General features: G+C 66.7%; 14 protein-coding genes, 5 tRNA genes and 2 pseudogenes. 3 read left to right on the top strand and 18 right to left on the bottom strand.

Features of this window, described 5'->3' with window-relative positions; genetic code table 11:
- Positions 1-351: 351 nt before the first annotated feature.
- The 6 genes from ACZ499_RS11280 to ACZ499_RS11255 form a co-directional block, all read right to left on the bottom strand.
- Positions 352-2,232: a hypothetical protein gene (locus ACZ499_RS11280; RefSeq protein WP_468673874.1), complete on the bottom strand. Its 1,881-nt coding sequence runs from the start codon at positions 2,230-2,232 to the stop codon at positions 352-354.
- Positions 2,213-3,712: a phage portal protein gene (locus ACZ499_RS11275; RefSeq protein ID WP_468673872.1), complete on the bottom strand. Its 1,500-nt coding sequence runs from the start codon at positions 3,710-3,712 to the stop codon at positions 2,213-2,215. Before ACZ499_RS11275 ends, ACZ499_RS11280 begins: the two co-directional genes overlap by 20 nt.
- A 13-nt stretch (positions 3,713-3,725) precedes the next feature.
- Positions 3,726-5,363: a terminase gene (locus ACZ499_RS11270; RefSeq protein WP_468673870.1), complete on the bottom strand. Its 1,638-nt coding sequence runs from the start codon at positions 5,361-5,363 to the stop codon at positions 3,726-3,728.
- A gap of 79 nt (positions 5,364-5,442) precedes the next feature.
- Entirely contained in the window at positions 5,443-5,907 is a 465-nt protein-coding gene (locus ACZ499_RS11265; RefSeq protein WP_468673868.1) for a phage terminase small subunit, read from the bottom strand.
- 444 nt (positions 5,908-6,351) lie between these two features.
- Positions 6,352-6,957: a bifunctional DNA primase/polymerase gene (locus ACZ499_RS11260; protein WP_468673866.1), complete on the bottom strand. Its 606-nt coding sequence runs from the start codon at positions 6,955-6,957 to the stop codon at positions 6,352-6,354.
- A 245-nt stretch (positions 6,958-7,202) separates the two neighbouring features.
- The gene (locus tag ACZ499_RS11255; protein WP_468673864.1) at positions 7,203-7,469 is read right to left on the bottom strand and encodes a hypothetical protein; all 267 of its coding nucleotides are present in this window, start codon (positions 7,467-7,469) and stop codon (positions 7,203-7,205) included.
- A gap of 388 nt (positions 7,470-7,857) precedes the next feature.
- On the opposite strand from ACZ499_RS11255, the gene ACZ499_RS11250 reads away from it, so the two are divergent.
- Complete coding sequence (locus tag ACZ499_RS11250; RefSeq protein ID WP_468673862.1) at positions 7,858-8,418, top strand: DUF4352 domain-containing protein; 561 nt, start codon at positions 7,858-7,860, stop codon at positions 8,416-8,418.
- A gap of 660 nt (positions 8,419-9,078) precedes the next feature.
- Here the strand turns inward: ACZ499_RS11250 and ACZ499_RS11245 are convergent.
- The 7 genes and pseudogenes from ACZ499_RS11245 to ACZ499_RS11215 all read right to left on the bottom strand — a co-directional run.
- Positions 9,079-9,151: transfer RNA gene (locus ACZ499_RS11245), tRNA-Pro, on the bottom strand.
- 37 nt (positions 9,152-9,188) lie between these two features.
- A tRNA-Thr gene (locus tag ACZ499_RS11240) sits at positions 9,189-9,265 on the bottom strand.
- 168 nt (positions 9,266-9,433) lie between these two features.
- A tRNA-Ser gene (locus tag ACZ499_RS11235) sits at positions 9,434-9,516 on the bottom strand.
- 3 nt (positions 9,517-9,519) lie between these two features.
- Positions 9,520-9,593, bottom strand: a tRNA-Leu gene (locus ACZ499_RS11230).
- A 39-nt stretch (positions 9,594-9,632) separates the two neighbouring features.
- A tRNA-Asp gene (locus ACZ499_RS11225) sits at positions 9,633-9,702 on the bottom strand.
- Between the two features lie 569 nt (positions 9,703-10,271).
- Positions 10,272-12,050 (bottom strand): recombinase family protein, encoded by a 1,779-nt coding sequence (locus ACZ499_RS11220; RefSeq protein ID WP_468673859.1) that lies wholly within the window; start codon positions 12,048-12,050, stop codon positions 10,272-10,274.
- Between the two features lie 16 nt (positions 12,051-12,066).
- Positions 12,067-12,174 (bottom strand): annotated as a pseudogene (locus ACZ499_RS11215) (LLM class F420-dependent oxidoreductase); the annotation flags it as partial.
- A gap of 248 nt (positions 12,175-12,422) precedes the next feature.
- On the opposite strand from ACZ499_RS11215, the gene ACZ499_RS11210 reads away from it, so the two are divergent.
- On the top strand, positions 12,423-12,653 hold the full coding sequence (locus ACZ499_RS11210) for a hypothetical protein (protein WP_468673857.1): 231 nt from the start codon (positions 12,423-12,425) through the stop codon (positions 12,651-12,653).
- Positions 12,654-12,679: 26 nt separating this feature from the next.
- Here ACZ499_RS11210 and ACZ499_RS11205 read toward each other — a convergent pair whose 3' ends face one another.
- From ACZ499_RS11205 to ACZ499_RS11185, 5 genes and pseudogenes are all read right to left on the bottom strand, one after another.
- Positions 12,680-13,171: a DUF6099 family protein gene (locus ACZ499_RS11205; protein ID WP_468673855.1), complete on the bottom strand. Its 492-nt coding sequence runs from the start codon at positions 13,169-13,171 to the stop codon at positions 12,680-12,682.
- A gap of 302 nt (positions 13,172-13,473) precedes the next feature.
- Positions 13,474-13,794 (bottom strand): annotated as a pseudogene (locus ACZ499_RS11200) (nucleotide pyrophosphohydrolase); the annotation flags it as partial.
- Positions 13,791-14,915 (bottom strand): AAA family ATPase, encoded by a 1,125-nt coding sequence (locus tag ACZ499_RS11195; protein WP_468673853.1) that lies wholly within the window; start codon positions 14,913-14,915, stop codon positions 13,791-13,793. The gene ACZ499_RS11195 and the pseudogene ACZ499_RS11200, both read right to left, overlap by 4 nt.
- 122 nt (positions 14,916-15,037) lie before the next feature.
- On the bottom strand, positions 15,038-15,427 hold the full coding sequence (locus ACZ499_RS11190) for a cell division protein SepF (protein WP_468673850.1): 390 nt from the start codon (positions 15,425-15,427) through the stop codon (positions 15,038-15,040).
- Positions 15,428-15,540: 113 nt separating this feature from the next.
- The gene (locus ACZ499_RS11185; RefSeq protein WP_468673846.1) at positions 15,541-16,449 is read right to left on the bottom strand and encodes a substrate-binding domain-containing protein; all 909 of its coding nucleotides are present in this window, start codon (positions 16,447-16,449) and stop codon (positions 15,541-15,543) included.
- 240 nt (positions 16,450-16,689) lie between these two features.
- Here ACZ499_RS11185 and ACZ499_RS11180 point away from each other — a divergent pair, with 240 nt between their 5' ends.
- Positions 16,690-17,484 (top strand): VOC family protein, encoded by a 795-nt coding sequence (locus ACZ499_RS11180; RefSeq protein WP_468673844.1) that lies wholly within the window; start codon positions 16,690-16,692, stop codon positions 17,482-17,484.
- Positions 17,485-17,650: the final 166 nt, after the last annotated feature.

The raw sequence follows: 17,650 nt of genomic DNA, 5'->3' as shown, positions 1-17,650 counted from the left end.
CCCATGTCGGGCATGACAAAGGGACCCGCTGCTGTAGCGGGTCCCTTTGGGGGCTATGTGCGGTTAGAAGACTCTGTCGTCAGGTGCGGCCGTGACCTTGGGTATCAGTGGCGGCTCCCCGCTGACGTCAGGTGCGGGTACGGCAAGTACGGATGCCAGAAAGAGCGCTGTCTCATCCGTACCGCCGACGGGTGTGTACGTGGGCCCTGTCGGTGTGAGAGGGATATCTCCGGACGCGATCACCTTCACGGACATCGCAGTCTCTCGGTCCGCGGTGAAGCCGCCCGCGTACTCTGCCCAGCGTTGAGAGTCAGTGCGGGACTGGACTCGCCATGCCATTGCCGACCCTCCTTAGAGCAGTGCCAGTACTGCAAGCACGAACGCCTGCAACTCGTCATCACCAAACTTCTTCGTACCCCTACCGTAAAGGTCTTGCAGTCCTACTTGGAAGACCTCGGACGGCGCCTCGGCGGGGTCTTCCATGAGTGCCTCGTACACCATCTCATACGTCTTGCCTGTGTAGGGGTCGGCCCATTTGTCCTCGTACGTCATTTCCTTCGCCGCAGCGTCGTAGTACGGCAGCAGGTCGGCCAGGTTCTGAGGCGGAGGCAGGGTGTCCCCAAGCATGTTCCGGCGCCGTACAAACGTGTACTCCAGCTGCTTCAGACCCGGAATGTACTGCTCCATACGATGACCCAGCTCATGTGCAGCCACCTCGACGGCACCAGAGCTGAACGCCCCGTCGTACGTCGAGTAGTCCCACGTAGAGAGTGCCATGACGTCGTCAGACGAGCTGTAGAACGCGCGCTTACTGCCGACGACACGCATCGTCTTGCCGTGCATGACGCTTAGCCAGGCCGCCGGGAAGTGCGTGAACGCTTCCTCCAACTGCGATTCCCAGTCGATGGGTGCACCATGGGTGCCTGGGAAATTCAGCTCACCGACGTCTCCAAGCTCCGCAGGCGGAGTGCCGCCCATCTCGCGGATGCTGGACACGTACGCATGGACGAACGCAGACTCTCGCGTCGCTATGGCCCGTCGTGCAGCGCGGATGTCATCCGCGGAGCTGTCCGGTCCCAGCGCGTCGAACGCTACGCGGAGTTGCTGAAGCGTCTCATCCTCATCCATCGCTCTGGACAACTCGCCATGCAGCAAGCGGCCAACGTCGAGAACGCGGTCAAGATGCTTTTCGTACGCCTCTGGAGGCAGCTTGTGACCTCCAAGGTTCGCACTCCGGTAGTCGTACACCGACTTACCGGCGTCCGGGTCCCAATGCATCCGGTCGTTCGTCCACCCACTCCGAGTCGACGGGATCTTGCCCTTTGCACTGTCAAGCTGCGCACGCAGTTCGTCCGAGATAGACGCCTGTGGGGTCACGGGCTCCGGCGTCCCAGTGTTGGGCGCCGCCTCGTGGTTCCCGCCACTGGGGTGGTTACTGATCTTGTCCGGCCCGGTGAACTTCTGCCCGCGGAAGCTGAGGACTGGTCCGATCTCCCCATGCTCGTTGGAGATGAGGACCTGTCGGTAGTCGACTGCGCGTCCTCCGCGGTCATGGGTGCCAAGAGCCTTGTCCACAGCGCGGTGGATCGCGTCTAGCTTCGCCTCATCGATGACCTGGCCCGGATCCTCGTCAGCCGTGACGAGTTTGACGAGGCAGTCACACCCCGGATGGATCGGAGCTAGCTCTCGCTTGTGGTAACGCTGCGTGGACGCGATCATGCAGAGCGCACAGTCGTACTCGCCTTGCAGGACGCGCACCGTGTAGGTGAAGCGCGGCATGTCTTCGCCTACCGCCCGCACAGTGTGCGTGCGGGCTAGCTGGAGGTCTGTCTTCGTCAGCGTCTCTAGGCGGTGCGCTCCGTACTGGAGCGCCACATTCAGATCTTCGCCGTCCGCCAGCGCTGACCACACTTCCTTGAACGGGCGCCGGTAGACGTCAGTGGGGTCAACGCCCCTCAGTGCCTCCCCTGTCACGCCGTCCAGGTCGAGCGCCACACGCCGGGCCCGGGAGTCGATGTCGCGATACAGCTGCTCCAGATACGAGGCAGTGAGGCTCGCTACCTGACGCTCGCCGGCAAGGATGACGGGAAGCGCTTGGCGCTGAAAGCGGGCAACGTCGGCCCCGCGCCAGGATCCGAGACCGGTCCAGGAGCGGTTAACCCGCCCAAGAACTCCGGTCCACACACCGCGCACCGCAGTGCCGTAGCGTCGGTCAAGCGGCGATAGGCTCACGGGCGCCACTCCGTCCGATCACCGCGCGGGGGTCGGTGGGGGGCTGCGCCGGGCGAAGCGGTACAACGTCCACGCTCTGCTGAGCCGCCATGGCGTCAGACGCCCGGTCGATTTCCATGCGGTCGATCTGTGTCGGGGTGTACCCCAGATCCTCCATGCGCTGACGCCACGGAACGCCGGCCGACTGCTTCTTCACAGCAGCGTCAGCCAGCTCCGCCACCGTGCGGGACTCAGGGTCACGCCAGACAGTCTCAAGACTGAAGTCCGAGGCCCGCTGCTCATCACCCGCCGCACGGAAGGCCAGGCGCATGGTGTCTTCCCACGACTGGCCGAAGTCGTCGCACTGGTCGGAGACTTTGGCTACGAGGCCAGTCTCCGCGGCCTTTAGGGCGTCGCCGGAGACATTGACTACCGCACCGATCAGGTAATGAGGAGGGGTCTTGCTGATCGCGGCGAGATCCTGAACGGCAGCCTCCACCGCCCGCACATACGGAACCAGGTCCGTTGCCGCGAATTCTCCGAATTTCACTTCGGGGTCATCTGTGGTCCACAGACGCCGGATGTCCAGCTGGAACGGCTCAATCTTCTTACCGGTGATGGGGTCTTCATCGACCTCCAGCCCGGCGGCCCAACGCTGCCGGAAAGCACCGTACTTCATTGCTCCAATGAGCATGATCAGGGACAGATTGATGCGGTTTTGCGTGCTGAGTACGTCCTCGTGTTCCGCGAATCCGTCACGACGCAGAACGCGCCGGTTGATGAACGGGATCAGTGGAACAACCTTCAGGTCGTTCGGTCGCTGACCATCCGGCGTACTGGGCAGAGAAAGTGCGTCCCAGCCGCGCAACTGGGCAGCGTTTCCAGAAAACACTGGCCCCTGCGACTTCGTCACGAAGTCATGAATCCGGTCTGGCGTCCAGAGAGTAGCGCGGGTGTTTCCGGTCCAGTCGTCGCGCCACATCTTCAGCCCCGCAGCTAGCTTCCTGCGGTTTCCTGGGACATGCTCCACGACTACCTGTCGCGGCGTTTCATGAGTCAGTACGGGAGCGCCAGCATCGCCCCGCTCCACAAGGACGAACGCACGTCGCTGCGTCAGGGCGGTGTAATGGACGAGCCGGGATTCCGCACGCATGCCGTTTTCACGCCAGATCCGGTTGGCCTCAACGTCCGCCACACTCGGTGAGCTGTCGTCCCCACTGGACCGGAATCCAGTAACGTTTATGCGCTCCGACGGGGAATCTACGACGAGGCGGACCCAGTTGGTACGCGCGTCCTTCATCCATTCTGCAACTTCCTTGGGGTCCAGCCCCGGCACGTGCGGTAGCGGCGCCTTACCTTCGGCGTAGCGTCGAAGCGTGTTGAGACCCGGCTCAATCTCGCCATCCGCGTCGCGGTAGTCCTCCCGTTCGTCAATCAGCTTCTTACCAAGACGCTGAAGCCACCAACCGGGAGACTCCACCTTCGTTGCATCGATAGGCACTTACGGACCTCCCTCAGAAGGCGACTAGACGACCGGACTTCTTCTTACGCTTGGTAATTCCTGCCGCCACGGCGTCCGCGCGGCACTCGTAGGCCAGGACTGCCGACATGGCGGCGTCGATTTTCTTTGGAGACTTCGGGTGCTCCTTGCCAATTCCCATGTGCCGCGTGCCCATCGCCTTTCGGCGGGCGTTGACGACGTGGCGCGTCAGGGCAGCCCCCAGGACGAACACGGGGCGCTCTGCCTCGTCTTCGTCGGCGGTGTTGGCGTGCGACAACTCCTTGCCTTCAACTGCCTCGTGGAAGCGCTGAAGCGCCGTTTCCATGGCCGTCGGACGGTTGGTCCACCACTCCAACGGACGGGCCTGCACGGCGCGTACGCGGAGGTCAGGGCCGAAGTCGGCTGTCCACCGGTCTACGTAGTCCTGCCAGTGAGGCGGGTCGCAGTAGAAACCGCAGACGTCGTACGTCTCGAATGCGGCGGCCACAGCAGCGTCAACCGCTTCACGGTCCACCTGCCAGTTTTCGCCTTCCGGCCCTTCCGGTTTCTCCCAGACCCCAAGGAGCTGAAGGTGCCCGTCAGACACGCGAGCGGCGCACAATGCTGTCGCGTCGTCTCGGATGCTCCCGTCGAAACCCAAGGTGATCAGCTCACCCGGGGCTATCTCTTCCGCCCGCCGGCAGAGGCTCCAGGCGTCCGGATCCATCCACGCGTCCGTCGCAACCGTGCGGGAGTTGAGGAAGTAGCGCTTGCCGTCAGCAGCATCGTTGCGGGTGTCGTAGAAGTCATCTACGAGGGAATCAAGGTCCATCCACTCCATGGCGTCGCCATAGGCGTCCAGGAGCGCGGCCCGTAGCGCGTCCTCGTTGCGGAGATCAGCGCACTCGCCGTACCGGTGGTCGTACATGAGCCGAGCACGACCACGCTTCTTCCGGCCGGAGCGTATGGATTCCGCTTCCTCGTATGTCTTCTCGGCCACCGAGTCCTGCCCGGGGGCAAACATGGTCGTCGTTTCGAGATACCACGGCTCCGCAAGCCGCTTACGCTTGCGGAGGTTTCGCGTCACCGTCGCGTACATGCGCCGGAGTTCCGGAGTGTTGTAGAGGTGAGTCTCGTCGAAGACGACGAAGGTTTCTTTGCCGCCGTCCTTCGAGCTACTGGACGCGGTAGACGGAGTGATCTCCCCACCGTCAGGAAGGTTGATACGGGTAATGCCGGTATCGATGCCCGGCACGTGAGAAAGGCGCGCCTCGTCGTCGGTCAGGTTGAAAAAGATGGTGTCGAAGACATTGCCCGTCTGGCCTTCTTCGGTGGCCATGATCCGGATGTACGGCACGCTGACCGGGCGGCCCATCGGCTCACCGGGTTCGTAGACGTACTCAAAACCCATGCCCCACGGATCGCGGTAAACCTCACCGCCTTCCGCCCAGCCGCCAAAGCGGCAGGGGCCAAGAGCCTCGTACAGTCCGAGGCGGGCGCCAAGTCCGCTCTTGTCGCAGCCCTTCGGGCGGGAGAAGAATCCGGAGTCGTAGAGGCGTCGGCCGTCGGTCTCCAGGCCGTAGCAGTCGACTACGAAGCCTGTGTATTCGTCACCATGCCGTACCGGCATCCCTTGAACGTCGCCGGGGCCGTGTACAACGAAATATTCCATCCATGCAACCGACAACCACCCGAGCGAGCGGGAGCGGTCGTGACTAGGGGCGCGCACTAGAGCGCGCGGCATTGGTCCCCTATCCGGTCAGACGCGCTCGGCGCGAGTTGATGTCGGTCACTCCGTCGGGGCGCTGTGCGGGCGCCTGACGGGCGTTTGTGGGGTCGTCGACCTTCAGCTTCAACCTGGCGCGATCCTCCGGCGTAGCGCCGAATTTGGCGGCTCTCAGGCGCACTTCACTCGCGAACTCCCACCTGCCCTTTGCCCACATCGTGTGATGCATGAGGGCGGTGTCAATGAGGAAGTCCCAATCGGTGTCGACGAAAGTCTGAGCCTGCGCAGACGTCCGCCAGGAGTGCCACCACGCAACCGTGCGCGGGTGCCAGTCCACGACTTCGCCTGTGTCCTCGTTGACCCCTAGCACGCCCTCCGGCAGCTCTGGGCCGCGAAGTTCGTCGTCGGGGGTGATCACCGTCTCCGGCTCATTGGCGTTGCGTCGGCGGCGCTTGGTTGGGTCCTTCGGGGCGGGGCCTCTGCCAGCCATCGCACCTCCCTTCGTTTCGCACTAGATCGTTACGGAGTCAACAACTAGGTGTCCTTGAGGCGCGTACGGCTCTCGTCTTGAATCAGGTGGCTGGTCGTAGCAGACTGGAAATGTCCGGGCTGGTGCCCCTGGAACATCTCTTCAAACAGGCGGCTTCCTTGCTAAGCCGTTTAGCCCCCCGGCGGGGGTATCGAGAGATCGAAGGGAGGTAACCGGATGCAAAACATCCTGCTTGCGCTAGTCACTATTGTTAGCAGCGGCCTCACGTGGCCAGTTGCGGTGAAGATTCATCTTTCCCGCAGCGCGCCACCCAGCGCAGTCAACAGCAAGGGAAGGAAGAAGCGCTGTTCCAAGTGCGGCCGTAAGTAAGCGCCGGACTCGGGGTGTACCGAAATATGAGCGGTGTGCCCCTGACCCGGCGGAGGCCCTGGCCTCCGCCTGGGGCTACAGAATGAATACCGACACAACGTCCGATACATCCGCCAGAACCGATGGGCAGGAGCCATGTCGGCGCCCCGTCATTGCGATGTAGCGGCCGGTCCCGTAGATCTCCACGGCCGTACCGTCGGGGCGTCGGATGCGGCGTCCCTGTCGGACGTCCGCGTGGCCCCAGATGTGCAGTCCGTCGCCGGACGGGGACACCTCTACGTAGGTGGCGCCCGCGTCGCGCACGATGGCTGCGGCCCACGGGGCGAGTTGCCCAGTGAGCGAGTTCAAGCAGTGGTCCAGGTCGATGCAGACCACATCGTCGACGTCGGATAGGACGAAGCCCAACCCGACGCCCGCCACGGACTCCGCGGCGTTCTTGTAGGTGCTCCAGGTTCGAGCGTCAGTGCTTGACGCAGCCCTGCCGGTCGTCGTCAGCGGACGCTTGTCGCCGGCTCGACGTACCCACCTGTCGCGGGTCGTCAGCTCCAGCGGGAGCACGCGCTTCTTCTCTGCGCGGTGCAGCGCCACACGACAACGGCCGGAGCATGTCCGAGCGTCGGCGCGAGCGGCTAGAGGCATGTCGCCTCCGCAGTGCGCGCACAATCGCTCGGTTCTCATCATGGCTCCATTGTAGGTGCGGCGCGTAACACTTACAAGCCTCTGACCTGCGGGAACCAAATCCAGCGAGGATCGCGGCGTGTAACGCTTACGGCCCAGGTCGGCGCTCAGATACCCCTAGGAGGCCCTGTATGGCAGCCTCCGGGCCTGCCAACGCGGAGGGGTTAGCCGTTACATCCAGGATCCCCAGACCCGTACGGACAGCGAGAACCAGCACCTGTACGATCCTCCAAGTGCCTCGGTGGGGGTCACCCCCCTGGGCCTGCGGGCAGAGTCGCCGTGAACCCGGCTCGCGGCCCGCGACGATCACCGTCAGCGAGCTCGCCTCTGATCTCCAGACGACTCGGCACGAGCGTGATCGTCACGGTTGAGCAGCGACCATCAACGCCAACGCTGATCTTGGGAGCTCGCGCGAGCTGACCAACGTCAACGCCGTTGACCATCACGCGTGTCACGCTGACGCCTGTCTCGCCCGTGTCGTCTGCCTCCTCCAGCACCACATGCGCGCCGCTCATGGTCACTCCTCCAGTGCCGGATGTATGGGCTTGGGCCGTGCCGTGCGCACGCGCACAAGGGCGGCTGCTGTGCCACCCTCGCTACTGCTCTTGCGTCTGTGGTGCCACGTGCACAGCAGTCTCAGGTTGCTGTCTGAGTGGTCGTCGTTGGGAATGATGTGGTCCACGTCTGTGCCCTGCCCTCCGCACACCGTGCCGTCGCTCAGGGGCCACACGCACACACGGTCACGCCGGATGATGTGGCGCCGGATGCGGGGCCAGTCCTTGGGAAGGCGGGCGCGTCGGGTGCTTCCATCCCACGCCATGACGCCTCCTCTGTGGTCTACGCTGTGCCGGATCTGCGGCCATCAGGGGCCGTCGGCTTGGGGGTTGGGCAATGCGTGCGTGGGTGCGTGGATCCGCGGTCGTCGCGGCAGTGGGCATAACTGCCGCGCTCGTCACGGGCTGTTCGTCGGACTCAAAGGACGAGCCGAAGAAGGCGGCTGCAACTCAGCCGGCCACCACGTCGGCAGCTCCAACGCCGTCCGCCACGCCTGTGAAGATCGCGCTATCCACGCTTTCCGTCGGACAGAGCGGCACCTACGCGACTGAGAGCGGGACGACAATGCGCGTCACGGTCAAGGGCGTGAAGTACGTCCAACCGTCGGAGATCGATACGACGAACAAGCCGACGCACGGGCAGTTCGCCGTACTCACGCTCACCGTGGCCAACGTGGGCACGAAGCCTGCGCACTTCGCGCCGTATGGCGTCATGAAGTGGCAGGATGCGCAGACGGCCGCTCAGAACGCCACCACGCTTGAGACAGCGGGCGGGCAGGACGTCGATGCGGACTACGCGCCCGGTCAGTCCATCACGGGCGGCGTCGTCCTGGACGTCGTCCGCAAGGGCGGGACAGTCACGTACTACGAGGGACTGAAGCCGGCGTTCGCCGTGGCTCTGCCGAAGTAGCTCAGCCCCAATGCGGGAAAGTACCTCCGCGCCGGGGCTGCGTCTTGTAGCGTCGTACTCGTCCCCGCTCGTGCGGGGGTGAACCGTTGGAAGTGGCGGTTAGACGCAGCTGCGTCACTTGGTCCCCGCGCAAGCGGGGGTAGTCCTTCTCAAGCGGAAGCCTGCCATGAGACGGAAGCCCTATGCCCGACACCCGTTGCCACAACTGTGGCGTGCCCCTGTACCCGCACAACACCGGCACGCTAACCAGGTGCGATGTTTGCGCGGATGCTCGTCATGACACCGACGCCGAACGCAAACGCGCACAGGCTGAAGCCTGCTTCCCTGCGGAGACCCGCACGGCCATCCTCCATCTCCTCGCGGCCAGAACGCCCCTCACCGAGGCGTGCGCTCAACTGGGCATCACAACACAGCGCTTGCACGGATGGGCCGCACACGACCCTGATTGGGCGGAGTTGCGGGATCAGGCGCTTATGGCGGGGCGTGAGCCGGGCAACTGGCACGGAACCGTCGCGGGCTATCGTCGACGCGGTTGTCGGTGCCCAGAGTGCCGAGAAGCCAAGCAGGCTCCCCCAGCCTCGTGGAGGCAGCGTCGGACGTCGTCCCTGGCGCTAAGCTGAACCTGAACGGCCCCAACTTCACCGGGGCCGTTCTGCTGTGTCGGGACGGCAGGATTCGAACCTGCGGCCACCCGCTCCCAAAGCGGGTGCTCTGACCTCTGAGCTACGTCCCGTAAACGGCTGAGTGGCCCGTGGGTGGATCAGCCGTTGTGGAGCCTCCGGCGCGACTTGAACGCGCGGCCTGCGTCTTACGAGGACGCTGCTCTAGCCAACTGAGCTACGGAGGCGTGTGACGAGCCGCTCACGTCAAGCGCGAGGGGTACTGATCCCAGCGTCAAAGGGCGTCCCCGGATGACTCCGGCTCGTCTCGTCCCTGGCCGTGGAATCGAACCACGCAAGCCGCAGCCGACGGAGGCTTTACAGGCCCCCTTGCGTCCCAGCGCTCCAGGGTTGTGCGGAAGGTGAGGGAGTCGAACCCCCAACGGGTTGCCCCGCCACGCTTTTCGGGAGCGCTTGGCACGCCAGTGCCCGCCCCTCCAAGTACCGCGTGAGGGAATCGAACCCCCAACCTCCTGATCCTGAATCAGGCGCCTCTACCAGTTGGGCTAACGCGGCCTGTGCTGTCCGGGTCCCGCCGTCGGACAGCCGCACCACGCCAAAGGGCCGGACTCGAACCGGCGGCTACCCGCTCGATAAGCGGGGGCTCTGGCCACTGAGCTACTGAAGCAGAGATGGGCTTTTGATGAGGCAGGCGCCCAAAGAACTGCCCTTACCGTCAGGCCGCGTGCACACGCTCTGGCGGCGTCCTCCCGCCGCACTAGCAACGAGGGGAAGTCGTCGACGGCCAGGCCGCTCTACCGCGCTGCAACCCCGGAGGAGAGGGCGGGGGAGCGCGGGAGCGGGTCCCGGCCGTCGTGGAGGGAGTGGAGCGCCGCGCCATTCGCCGGCGCCGCCGAAAACCCCCTCATATACCTAATGGGGCGCACGTGACACTTGCCGATCTTGCTGCGTCCGCCTCCTCGCGGGCCGTGCGGCCAAACTGCCAAACTAACCCCCTATTTCAACTTCTCTCTAACGCGTAGGGGAGAAAGTATAAATAGGGGGTTAGTTTGGCAGTTTGGCCCTCAGTTTGACTCAACTGGCTACGCAGGGCTACATGTTGAGTGCCTTCCAGTACGGTGTGTAGTTATCCACAGGCGCCTGTGGATGACGAGGCGTGCGGCCGACGGGGAGGACGCGGGGTGGGACGGCTCGGAAAGTCCGTGCGGACCGCCTCAAGGTTGCCGGGAACCGTTACTCTTTCGTTACCTCCTCGGTTTCCTCGTCATCCTGCTCCGGCTTTGCCCAGTCGATCTCTATGCGCTTCTCGGCCCGCTCCAATGAGGGCCCGCTCCGTGAGTCAGCCGGGCGAACCGGCACGCCATCCACGAAGAGCGCCAGGAACCCGCGTCGGTCTACGACGTCCCAGCGGTCCCAAAGCCCTCCGGGCTCGAACGGGTTGCCCTCGTCAGAGTCAGCCGTCCACTCGTCGATGGGGAGCCGCGTGGCGGTAGTGGCGGCCTTCCGAAGTTCGTCGATGCGTACCCGACACCTGTCCTCGTGCTGTTGATACTTCACGATGGTGTCTTTGAACGCCGCACGGCCCGTCTTTCCCTTGTAGAGGCCATCCCGCTGGTCCGCGTACAGCTCCTTCATGCTCTGCTCGACGTGGAGCAACTGCGCTTCCTGCTCTGCCAGCTCTGCGGCGGCCTCAGGGTCCGTGCCCTGTGCCGCGAAACGTTCCGCGGCTGCCGTGAGAATGACGAGATCGTCATCGTTCTCCGGGTTCAGGTCTGCCACACGCTCCCAGAGACGCGCCGCCACGATGGCATCAGCGTCAGCCTGCTTGATCTTCAGTGTGTGCTTTGGTTTCCCGCTGACGCTTCGGCGGAGGTTACAGACGTACGTTTCGTCGACGTTTGAGACAGTCATGCCTGAGTCGCAGATGCCGCAGCGCAGCATGCCCCAGGATCCGAGAAACGTCATCGTGCCGGCCCGGTCCATGTTGCGTTCCCGCTTGCGGCCGTCGAGCAGTGCTTGAAGGTCGTACCAACGCCTTGGCTCGATGAAGCCCTGATGGGGTTTCACGGGCTGCCCGTCGGCGTCGCGCAGGATTTTGCGGCGCTTGGTCTTCGGGTCGACGGGGCCGATTGCGAACCCGGCGAGGCGAGGGTCCCGGAGGATGCGGCGCACGACGGTGGAGGACCATTCATAGTCAGCCGTGTCCGATGGGCCGCCTTTGCGGCGCTTCATCGCTGCCTCTCGGCGCGCCGTTGCGGCGTCGTCGTCAAGGCTTCCTAGCGGTGTCCTTGCCCTCTTCTTGGTCAGGTTGTAGGCGATGGCGTTTTCCTTCACGCCTTTTTCTGCCTCCGTGATCATGTACATCACGTTGTCGGCTGGAGTGGAGTTGGGGCCGGCTTCTTCGTCACTCGTCTCCCCAGGACGGAGGATCCGGATGGTGAGCCCGTCGACCTGAACCGCCTCCGCCTCGAATCCGTACGGGACGGGCCCACTGGAGTGCGATCCCTTTGCTCTCAGCTCCGCAAAAGCGTCGCGGATGAACTTCGACTTGTTCTTCGACTCCTGGTGCGCCAGGCCAGCGACAAGGGCGAAGAAGGCGACACCGAAGGGGTTGTCGTCGGAGGTGTTGATGAATGGTTCTTGCGTCGAGACGAGGGCAACGCCGTGCTTGGCTAGCTCCTGTTGGATGCTCAGCGCCTCGGCTGCCCCCTGACGCGTCAGCCGAGAAAGCATGTAGATCACCACGACATCGAACTTACGGGCTCGGGCGTCTTCCATGAGCCGTTCGAACCCAGGGCGGTAGACGCTGGGGTCGTACCCCGAGACTCCTACGTCCGAGTAATCGGTGTCGACGTGGACCCAGTTGTCTTGGCTGTTGATGTACGCAACGCTCTTGTCCCGCTGCATCTTTGGTGACGCCTGGCTGTCCGTTTCGGACTTGTGGCTCTGACGCTCGTACGTGGCGGCCCTGATCATGTCCTGATCCCTGTCCCCCAGGGCTATAAGCTCCATGGGTAGCTACGGTACCGGTTCTGAAGAAGGCGTTGAATCCGAGGGCTTCGGTGGCCTTCGCGACGGCGAGGAGGGTGTCGTAGTCGGCGCCCTGCTGGGGCTCCGTGAAGATTCGAAGATCCATGCATCCATCCTGCACCTTCGAACTGTCGTCAACCCCGCCCTTGCCGCATGCGCGATGGCCGCCCAGTCGGGTGAATATGGTCCACCTGACGGGCCGCGCGCGCTCTGACCAGTGACTGTCGCGCTGAGTGTTCGTTGGCTCGGGCGGAGCCGGACCGCCCGGCCCGCGCGTCGGCGGCCGTTGCCGACGCCTCTGTCGAGCTGCCACCCCCGCAGCCGCGCGAGAGGGCTTGGGCCGAGGAGGCCGCCATGTCCCAGGAAGCTGTGCCGGAACAGGCCGTGCCGCAGGAGCCGGCCGGGCAGTCCATGCCCGGGCAGCACGGTGCGCCGAAGGGGCTGCCGCAGCAGATGGAGGAGTTGATGGCGGCGCTGAACGCGGATCTGTCCCAGCTCGACGCCGATCTGCAGTCGTCCGCCGAGCGTGTGCTGCCGGGTCAGGAAGCCGGTGGGCATGTGGAGGGCCGCCCCACGGGCGTGTGAGGGCCGGTGCGGTGACTCCCGTCCGGTCATGACGGCCTCGCCGTCGAGTCGCGCAGCGCGCCGGGCCGTCTTTCCTGCTCTCGCACGGTGAGTCGGCGGAGCATTCCGCGGACCCGGTCGCTCGACTCGTCGGCGGCGTCGATCGCTTCGATGCACTGCCAGTAGAGCCCTTCTTCGTCGGTGGCGCAGGCGACGCCGACGAGGGCCATGCCGACGTCTCCGAGCAGGCTGCCGAGTCCGGTCAGCGTCTGTCTGGCGTCGGTGACTTCGGAGAGCTGGGTGGCGCGGATGCCGCCGATACGCAGTCCGGGGTGGTCGAGGGCGCCGCAGCCGCGGCCGCCGGTCTCGCTGAGGCCGCGTGCTTCGCCCCTGAGTTCCGGTGGGCCGGTGGCCGCCAGGTGGCTTCCGATGGCCTGGGCGAGGGCTTGTGCCTGCCAGGCCTCGGCGACGATCTCCAGCGCCGCGGTGCTTTCCGCGAGCGCTAACCTGCTCACTCCGATGAGCCGTACCGCGTCCATGAGCGGCCCCCGTTCATACGACGATCCGTTTCCCGGTCACTACCTAGAGTGAGCTTCTGAGGCCAGGAAAGCCAGAGCAATCGGGAAATCTGTGGACGAGCAGGGGGTTTTGAATAACTCGGTCACTCCGAAGAGTGACCGTTTGGACTTTCTTCGGGGTTCTGCACAGGGGCGGGGCCGGTTTGCGCCGGGGCGGGGCGGGTCTGTGCCGGGGCGGGGCGGGTCTGTGCCGGGGCGGGGCGGGTCTGTGCCGGGGCGGGGCCGGTGAGGGGCTGCGGGGCGGGCGGGGCGGGCGGGGCGGTGGGGACGGGGAAGCGGAGCTCGTTGCGGTCGATCTTGGCGGAGAGCGCGGCGAGCGGGTCGATGCCGAGGACTTCGCAGAACTGGAGGAGATAGGCGAGGACGTCGGCGACTTCGTCGGTCACCCGGTGGGCGCGGTCGGGGTCGTGCATGACGCGGTCGGACTGCTCGGGGGTCAGCCACTGGAAGATCTCAAGGAGTTCGGAGGCCTCGACACTGAGGGCGGAGACGAGGTTCTTGGGGGTGTGGAAGGGCTGCCAGTGGCGCGCGGCCGCGAAGTCGGCCAGTCGGCGCTGGAGTCCCGCTACGTCGGGTTCGGTCACGGCTCCAGGTCTACCACTGCCGCCCCCTGGACTCCTCGGGCGCATCCGGCGTCCGTGACGGTGCCGGCGAGACGGATGTGGCCGCGTCGGCACATCTCGGCGGCCAGTGCGCCCAGTTCGGCGGCCTGGCGCCGGTCGAGGCCGCGGTCGAAGCCGTCGGTGAGGACGGTGAGGGTCTGCATGGCGGACGGGATCTCGGCGACGGTGTCGACGGCCAGCACTCCGGGGCCGGTGAGCAGGACCAGGGCGAGCGCGAGGTAGCGCAGTTCACCTTCTCCCAGGCGGGCCACGGGCGTGGGTGTCCGTTCGCCGCGGCCCACCATGGCACGTAACGTCCCGTCGGCCAGTTCTTCGGCAGCGAGCGCGGTGACTGGGCCGGCGCAGCCCGCGCGGGCCGCGGTGACCAGCCGGGCGTGCCGGATGGTGCACTCCTCGGCGGTGCGGGAGAGGATCTCGGCGAGGTTGTCGCAGCCGCGCCGCAGCCGTCCCTGGCCGGGCAGGACGGGTTCGCGCATGCGCTGCGGCTGGGGGTCGCAGGCGAACACGGACCGCAGGGCGACGACCACTTGCTCGGCGGCGGCGAGGACCCGTAGCTGTCCCTCGGTCTTCCCGGCGACGCGCAGCGGCAGCAGGGCGGTGCCGAGCCGGTCGTCGGGGAGCGGGGCGCGGGTGACCGGGACGACGCCGGCGGTGTGCCAGGCGGCCTGCACGGTGGAGCGGCCGGGGTCGCGCAGGGCGGTGGACAGGAGGGTGTCGCCGGCGCTGGTCAAACGTTCGCCGACGACGCGGAGTTCCGGCTCGGCCTGCACGGCGAGGTCGAGCCGGACGGGTCCGGCGGGCCCGTCGACGGTGCAGCCGATGCGGAACCCGCGCCTGCCCTGGGCGTCTGCCTCGGCGCGTTCGGGTACGCACCCTGCGGGGTCGGGGAACGCCGAGGCGAGGGTGGCGCCGGAGCCGAGCCGGGCCAGTGCCTCGTACGCCTGGAGGACGCTGGACTTGCCGCTGCCGCTCGGTCCCGCCAGGAAGGTGAGCGGGCCGAGCGGGATGATCGCGCCGCGGTGCGACTTGAAGGCGGAGAGCCGCAGTTCGGTGACGGTGGGCCGGTCGCAGGTTCCGTTCATGGACGGACCGTACGAGGGCGAAACGTGACGAACCGTTACGCCTCGATCACCTTCCTACGAACGAGGGACGGCTCCGCCATGGGGGACGGCCCTAAGCAACGTTTTCCGCCACGGGAACGGCTCTACGCATGAGGGACGACGGCCTCGGCGATGCCCTCCACCTCCGTGCCGGCGGGGGCGAGGAGGAAGACGTTGCGGTCGACCCGGTGCATTCCGCTGCCCAGGCCGAAGACCACTCCGCTGCTGAAGTCGAGTATGCGCTTGGCGACTTCGGTGTCCGCGCCCGTCAGATCGAGCAGGACCGGGGTCTGCGCAATCATGTATTCGGCGACCTCGCGCGCGTCCGCGAAGACCTGGACGCGCAGGACCACGAAGCGGCGCTGTGCGACGGCCGCGTACTCGTTGGGGATGGTGAGGTGGTCGACGCGCGACGGCCACTCGTTGCGACTGCGCAGCGGAACGACCTGGGCGAGCCCCTCCCACTGTTCATCGGTGACGTCGTACCTGCTCACCGGACCACCTCGCCCATGTGCTGTATCTGCATCCGGCCATGATGACGCCGCTCACCCGTTCGGCCCAACTCCGACACGGCTCTGAGCTGTGAAGTTGTCCGCGCCGAGGCGTACTAACGTGCGGTACGGGAGTCCACCGCGTCGGCGACCAGGGCGAGGAACCGGGCGTGGGCCCGGGCGCTGCACGGGGTCTCGGGGTTCCACGGCAGCACGCGCGCGCGGTCCTCGATCGCCCGCCAATGCGCGTCGGCGCGCAGCTGCTCGACGGGGGTGGCGTTCACCCGTACGTCGGACAGGACGATCTCCGCGGGCAGGGCGGCCGCCTCCTCCCAGGTGAGCGTGGTCCAGTTCGCCCCGGTTCCGGCGGGCGGCTCCACCAGGTGGACGCCGTGCTCGGCCAGGGCGCGCAGCTCCGGCCAGGCGCCCGGGCGCGCCACGTGGACCTGGCCGGGCCCGGCGGGCGAGAGGGCGAGTACGCGGGGCGCCGCGGGCGGGTCCGTGTCCGCGTACGCGCGCGTGGCGGCCGTCACGGTGCGCAGACGGCGCTGCGCCGCGTCGAGGAGGCGGGCGGCGTCCTCGTGGTGGCGGTCGCCGCCGAGGGCGCGGGCGAGGTCCGCGAAGCGGTCCCTGATCTCGGCCAGGGAGCGCGAGTGCCCGATGTCGATGACGACCACCGGAACGTGTTCCTCCAGGTGTTTGGCGGTCTCGGGGGCGAGGCCGTAGACCTGGCCGCCGCCGTAGCTGACGGCCACCACGAGGTCGGGCGTGCCCTGGAGCAGCACGTCGAGGTCGAGGGCGGCGCCCCCACCCAGGTAGCGCAGCCGGTCCAGGGGCAGCCCGCCGGCCTTGGCGCGGTCGGGTGCGGCCCCGTCGTGGAAGGAGCCGAAGACGGCTCCGGGGCCGACTCCGTGGTCCCAGAGCGTGGCTCCGGCCTGGATGTAGGCGGTCACCCTGGTGGGGACCCCCCTGGCCGTCGCCACCTGCCCGCGGTCGTCCGAGAACTGCCAGACCGGCTTGTCCATGAGGTCACACGCCCCCTGTAGGTCGCTGTGCGCGCCAGCGCCGGGTCACGCTACGCCCGAGTCGTCCCGCCCCGCCAGGATCCGTACCCGATTACCTGCCCGCCGTCCCGGCGCGTCACCCCTTTCGGCGGGCTCCGGTCGTCCGCGCCCCGGCGGGTGGGAGCGCTCGGCGCGCGGGGTCGGGGTCGGCTGGCTAGCGTGGCAAGCCGGACCGTCTGTCACACAGGAGAGAGCACATTCATGGCCGCAGAACCAGAGGGCACTCCGTGCTGGGCCGATGCGATGTTCACCGATGTCGAGGGAGCGAAGAGCTTCTACGGTGACGTGCTGGGCTGGACGTTCGGGGAGGCGTCGTCGGAGTACGGCAACTACACGCAGGCGTACGCGAACGGCAAGGCGGTGGCGGCCGTCGTGCCGCCGATGCCGGGCCAGGAGGGCCAGTCGGCGTGGTGTCTCTACCTCGCGTCGCCCGATGTCGCCGCCACCGCGAAGAAGATCAAGGACAACGGCGGCGAGGTGCTGATGGAGCCGATGCAGGTCGGCGACTTCGGCTCGATGGCGATCGCCCGCGAGCCGAGCGGCGCCGTCTTCGGCGTGTGGCAGGCGGGCAGCCACGAGGGCTTCGAGGCCAAGGGCGTGCACGGCGCGTTCTGCTGGGCCGAGTTCTTCACCCGCGACCCGGCGAAGGTCGACGCGTTCCTGCCCGCGGTGTTCCCGTACGGTGCCAAGCAGATGCAGGACGACGCGGCCGACTTCCGGGTCTTCAGCGTGGGTGACGAGATGGTCATGGGGCGCATGAAGATGACGGAGGAGTTCCCGCCCGAGGTCCCCTCGTACGTGAATGTGTACTTCACGGTCGACAACTGCGACGACGCGGTGGCGACGGCGACCAAGCGCGGCGGGGTGCTGCGGTTCGGGCCGATGGACACGCCCTACGGGCGGTTCGCGGCGCTCAGCGACCCGCAGGGCGCGTCGTTCTCGGTGATCGACCTGCAGACGACACAGGGCGAGATGCCGCAGATGGCCGACGTGTAGCGAGCGCCGTCGGCCTCGGCGGTCGCGGGGGGGGGGGGGGGGGGGGGGGGGGGGGGGGGGGGGGGGGGGGGGGGGGGGGGGGGGGGGGGGGGGGGGGGGGGGGGGGGAGGGTGGGGGGGGGGGGGGGGGGGGGGGGGGGGGGGGGGGGGGGGGGGGGGGGCGGGGA

The sequence above is a fragment of the Streptomyces sp. NPDC031265 genome (assembly GCF_055570295.1).
Note: the sequence above shows the minus strand (reverse complement) of the source record. Positions and strands in the feature narration are given on the sequence as shown.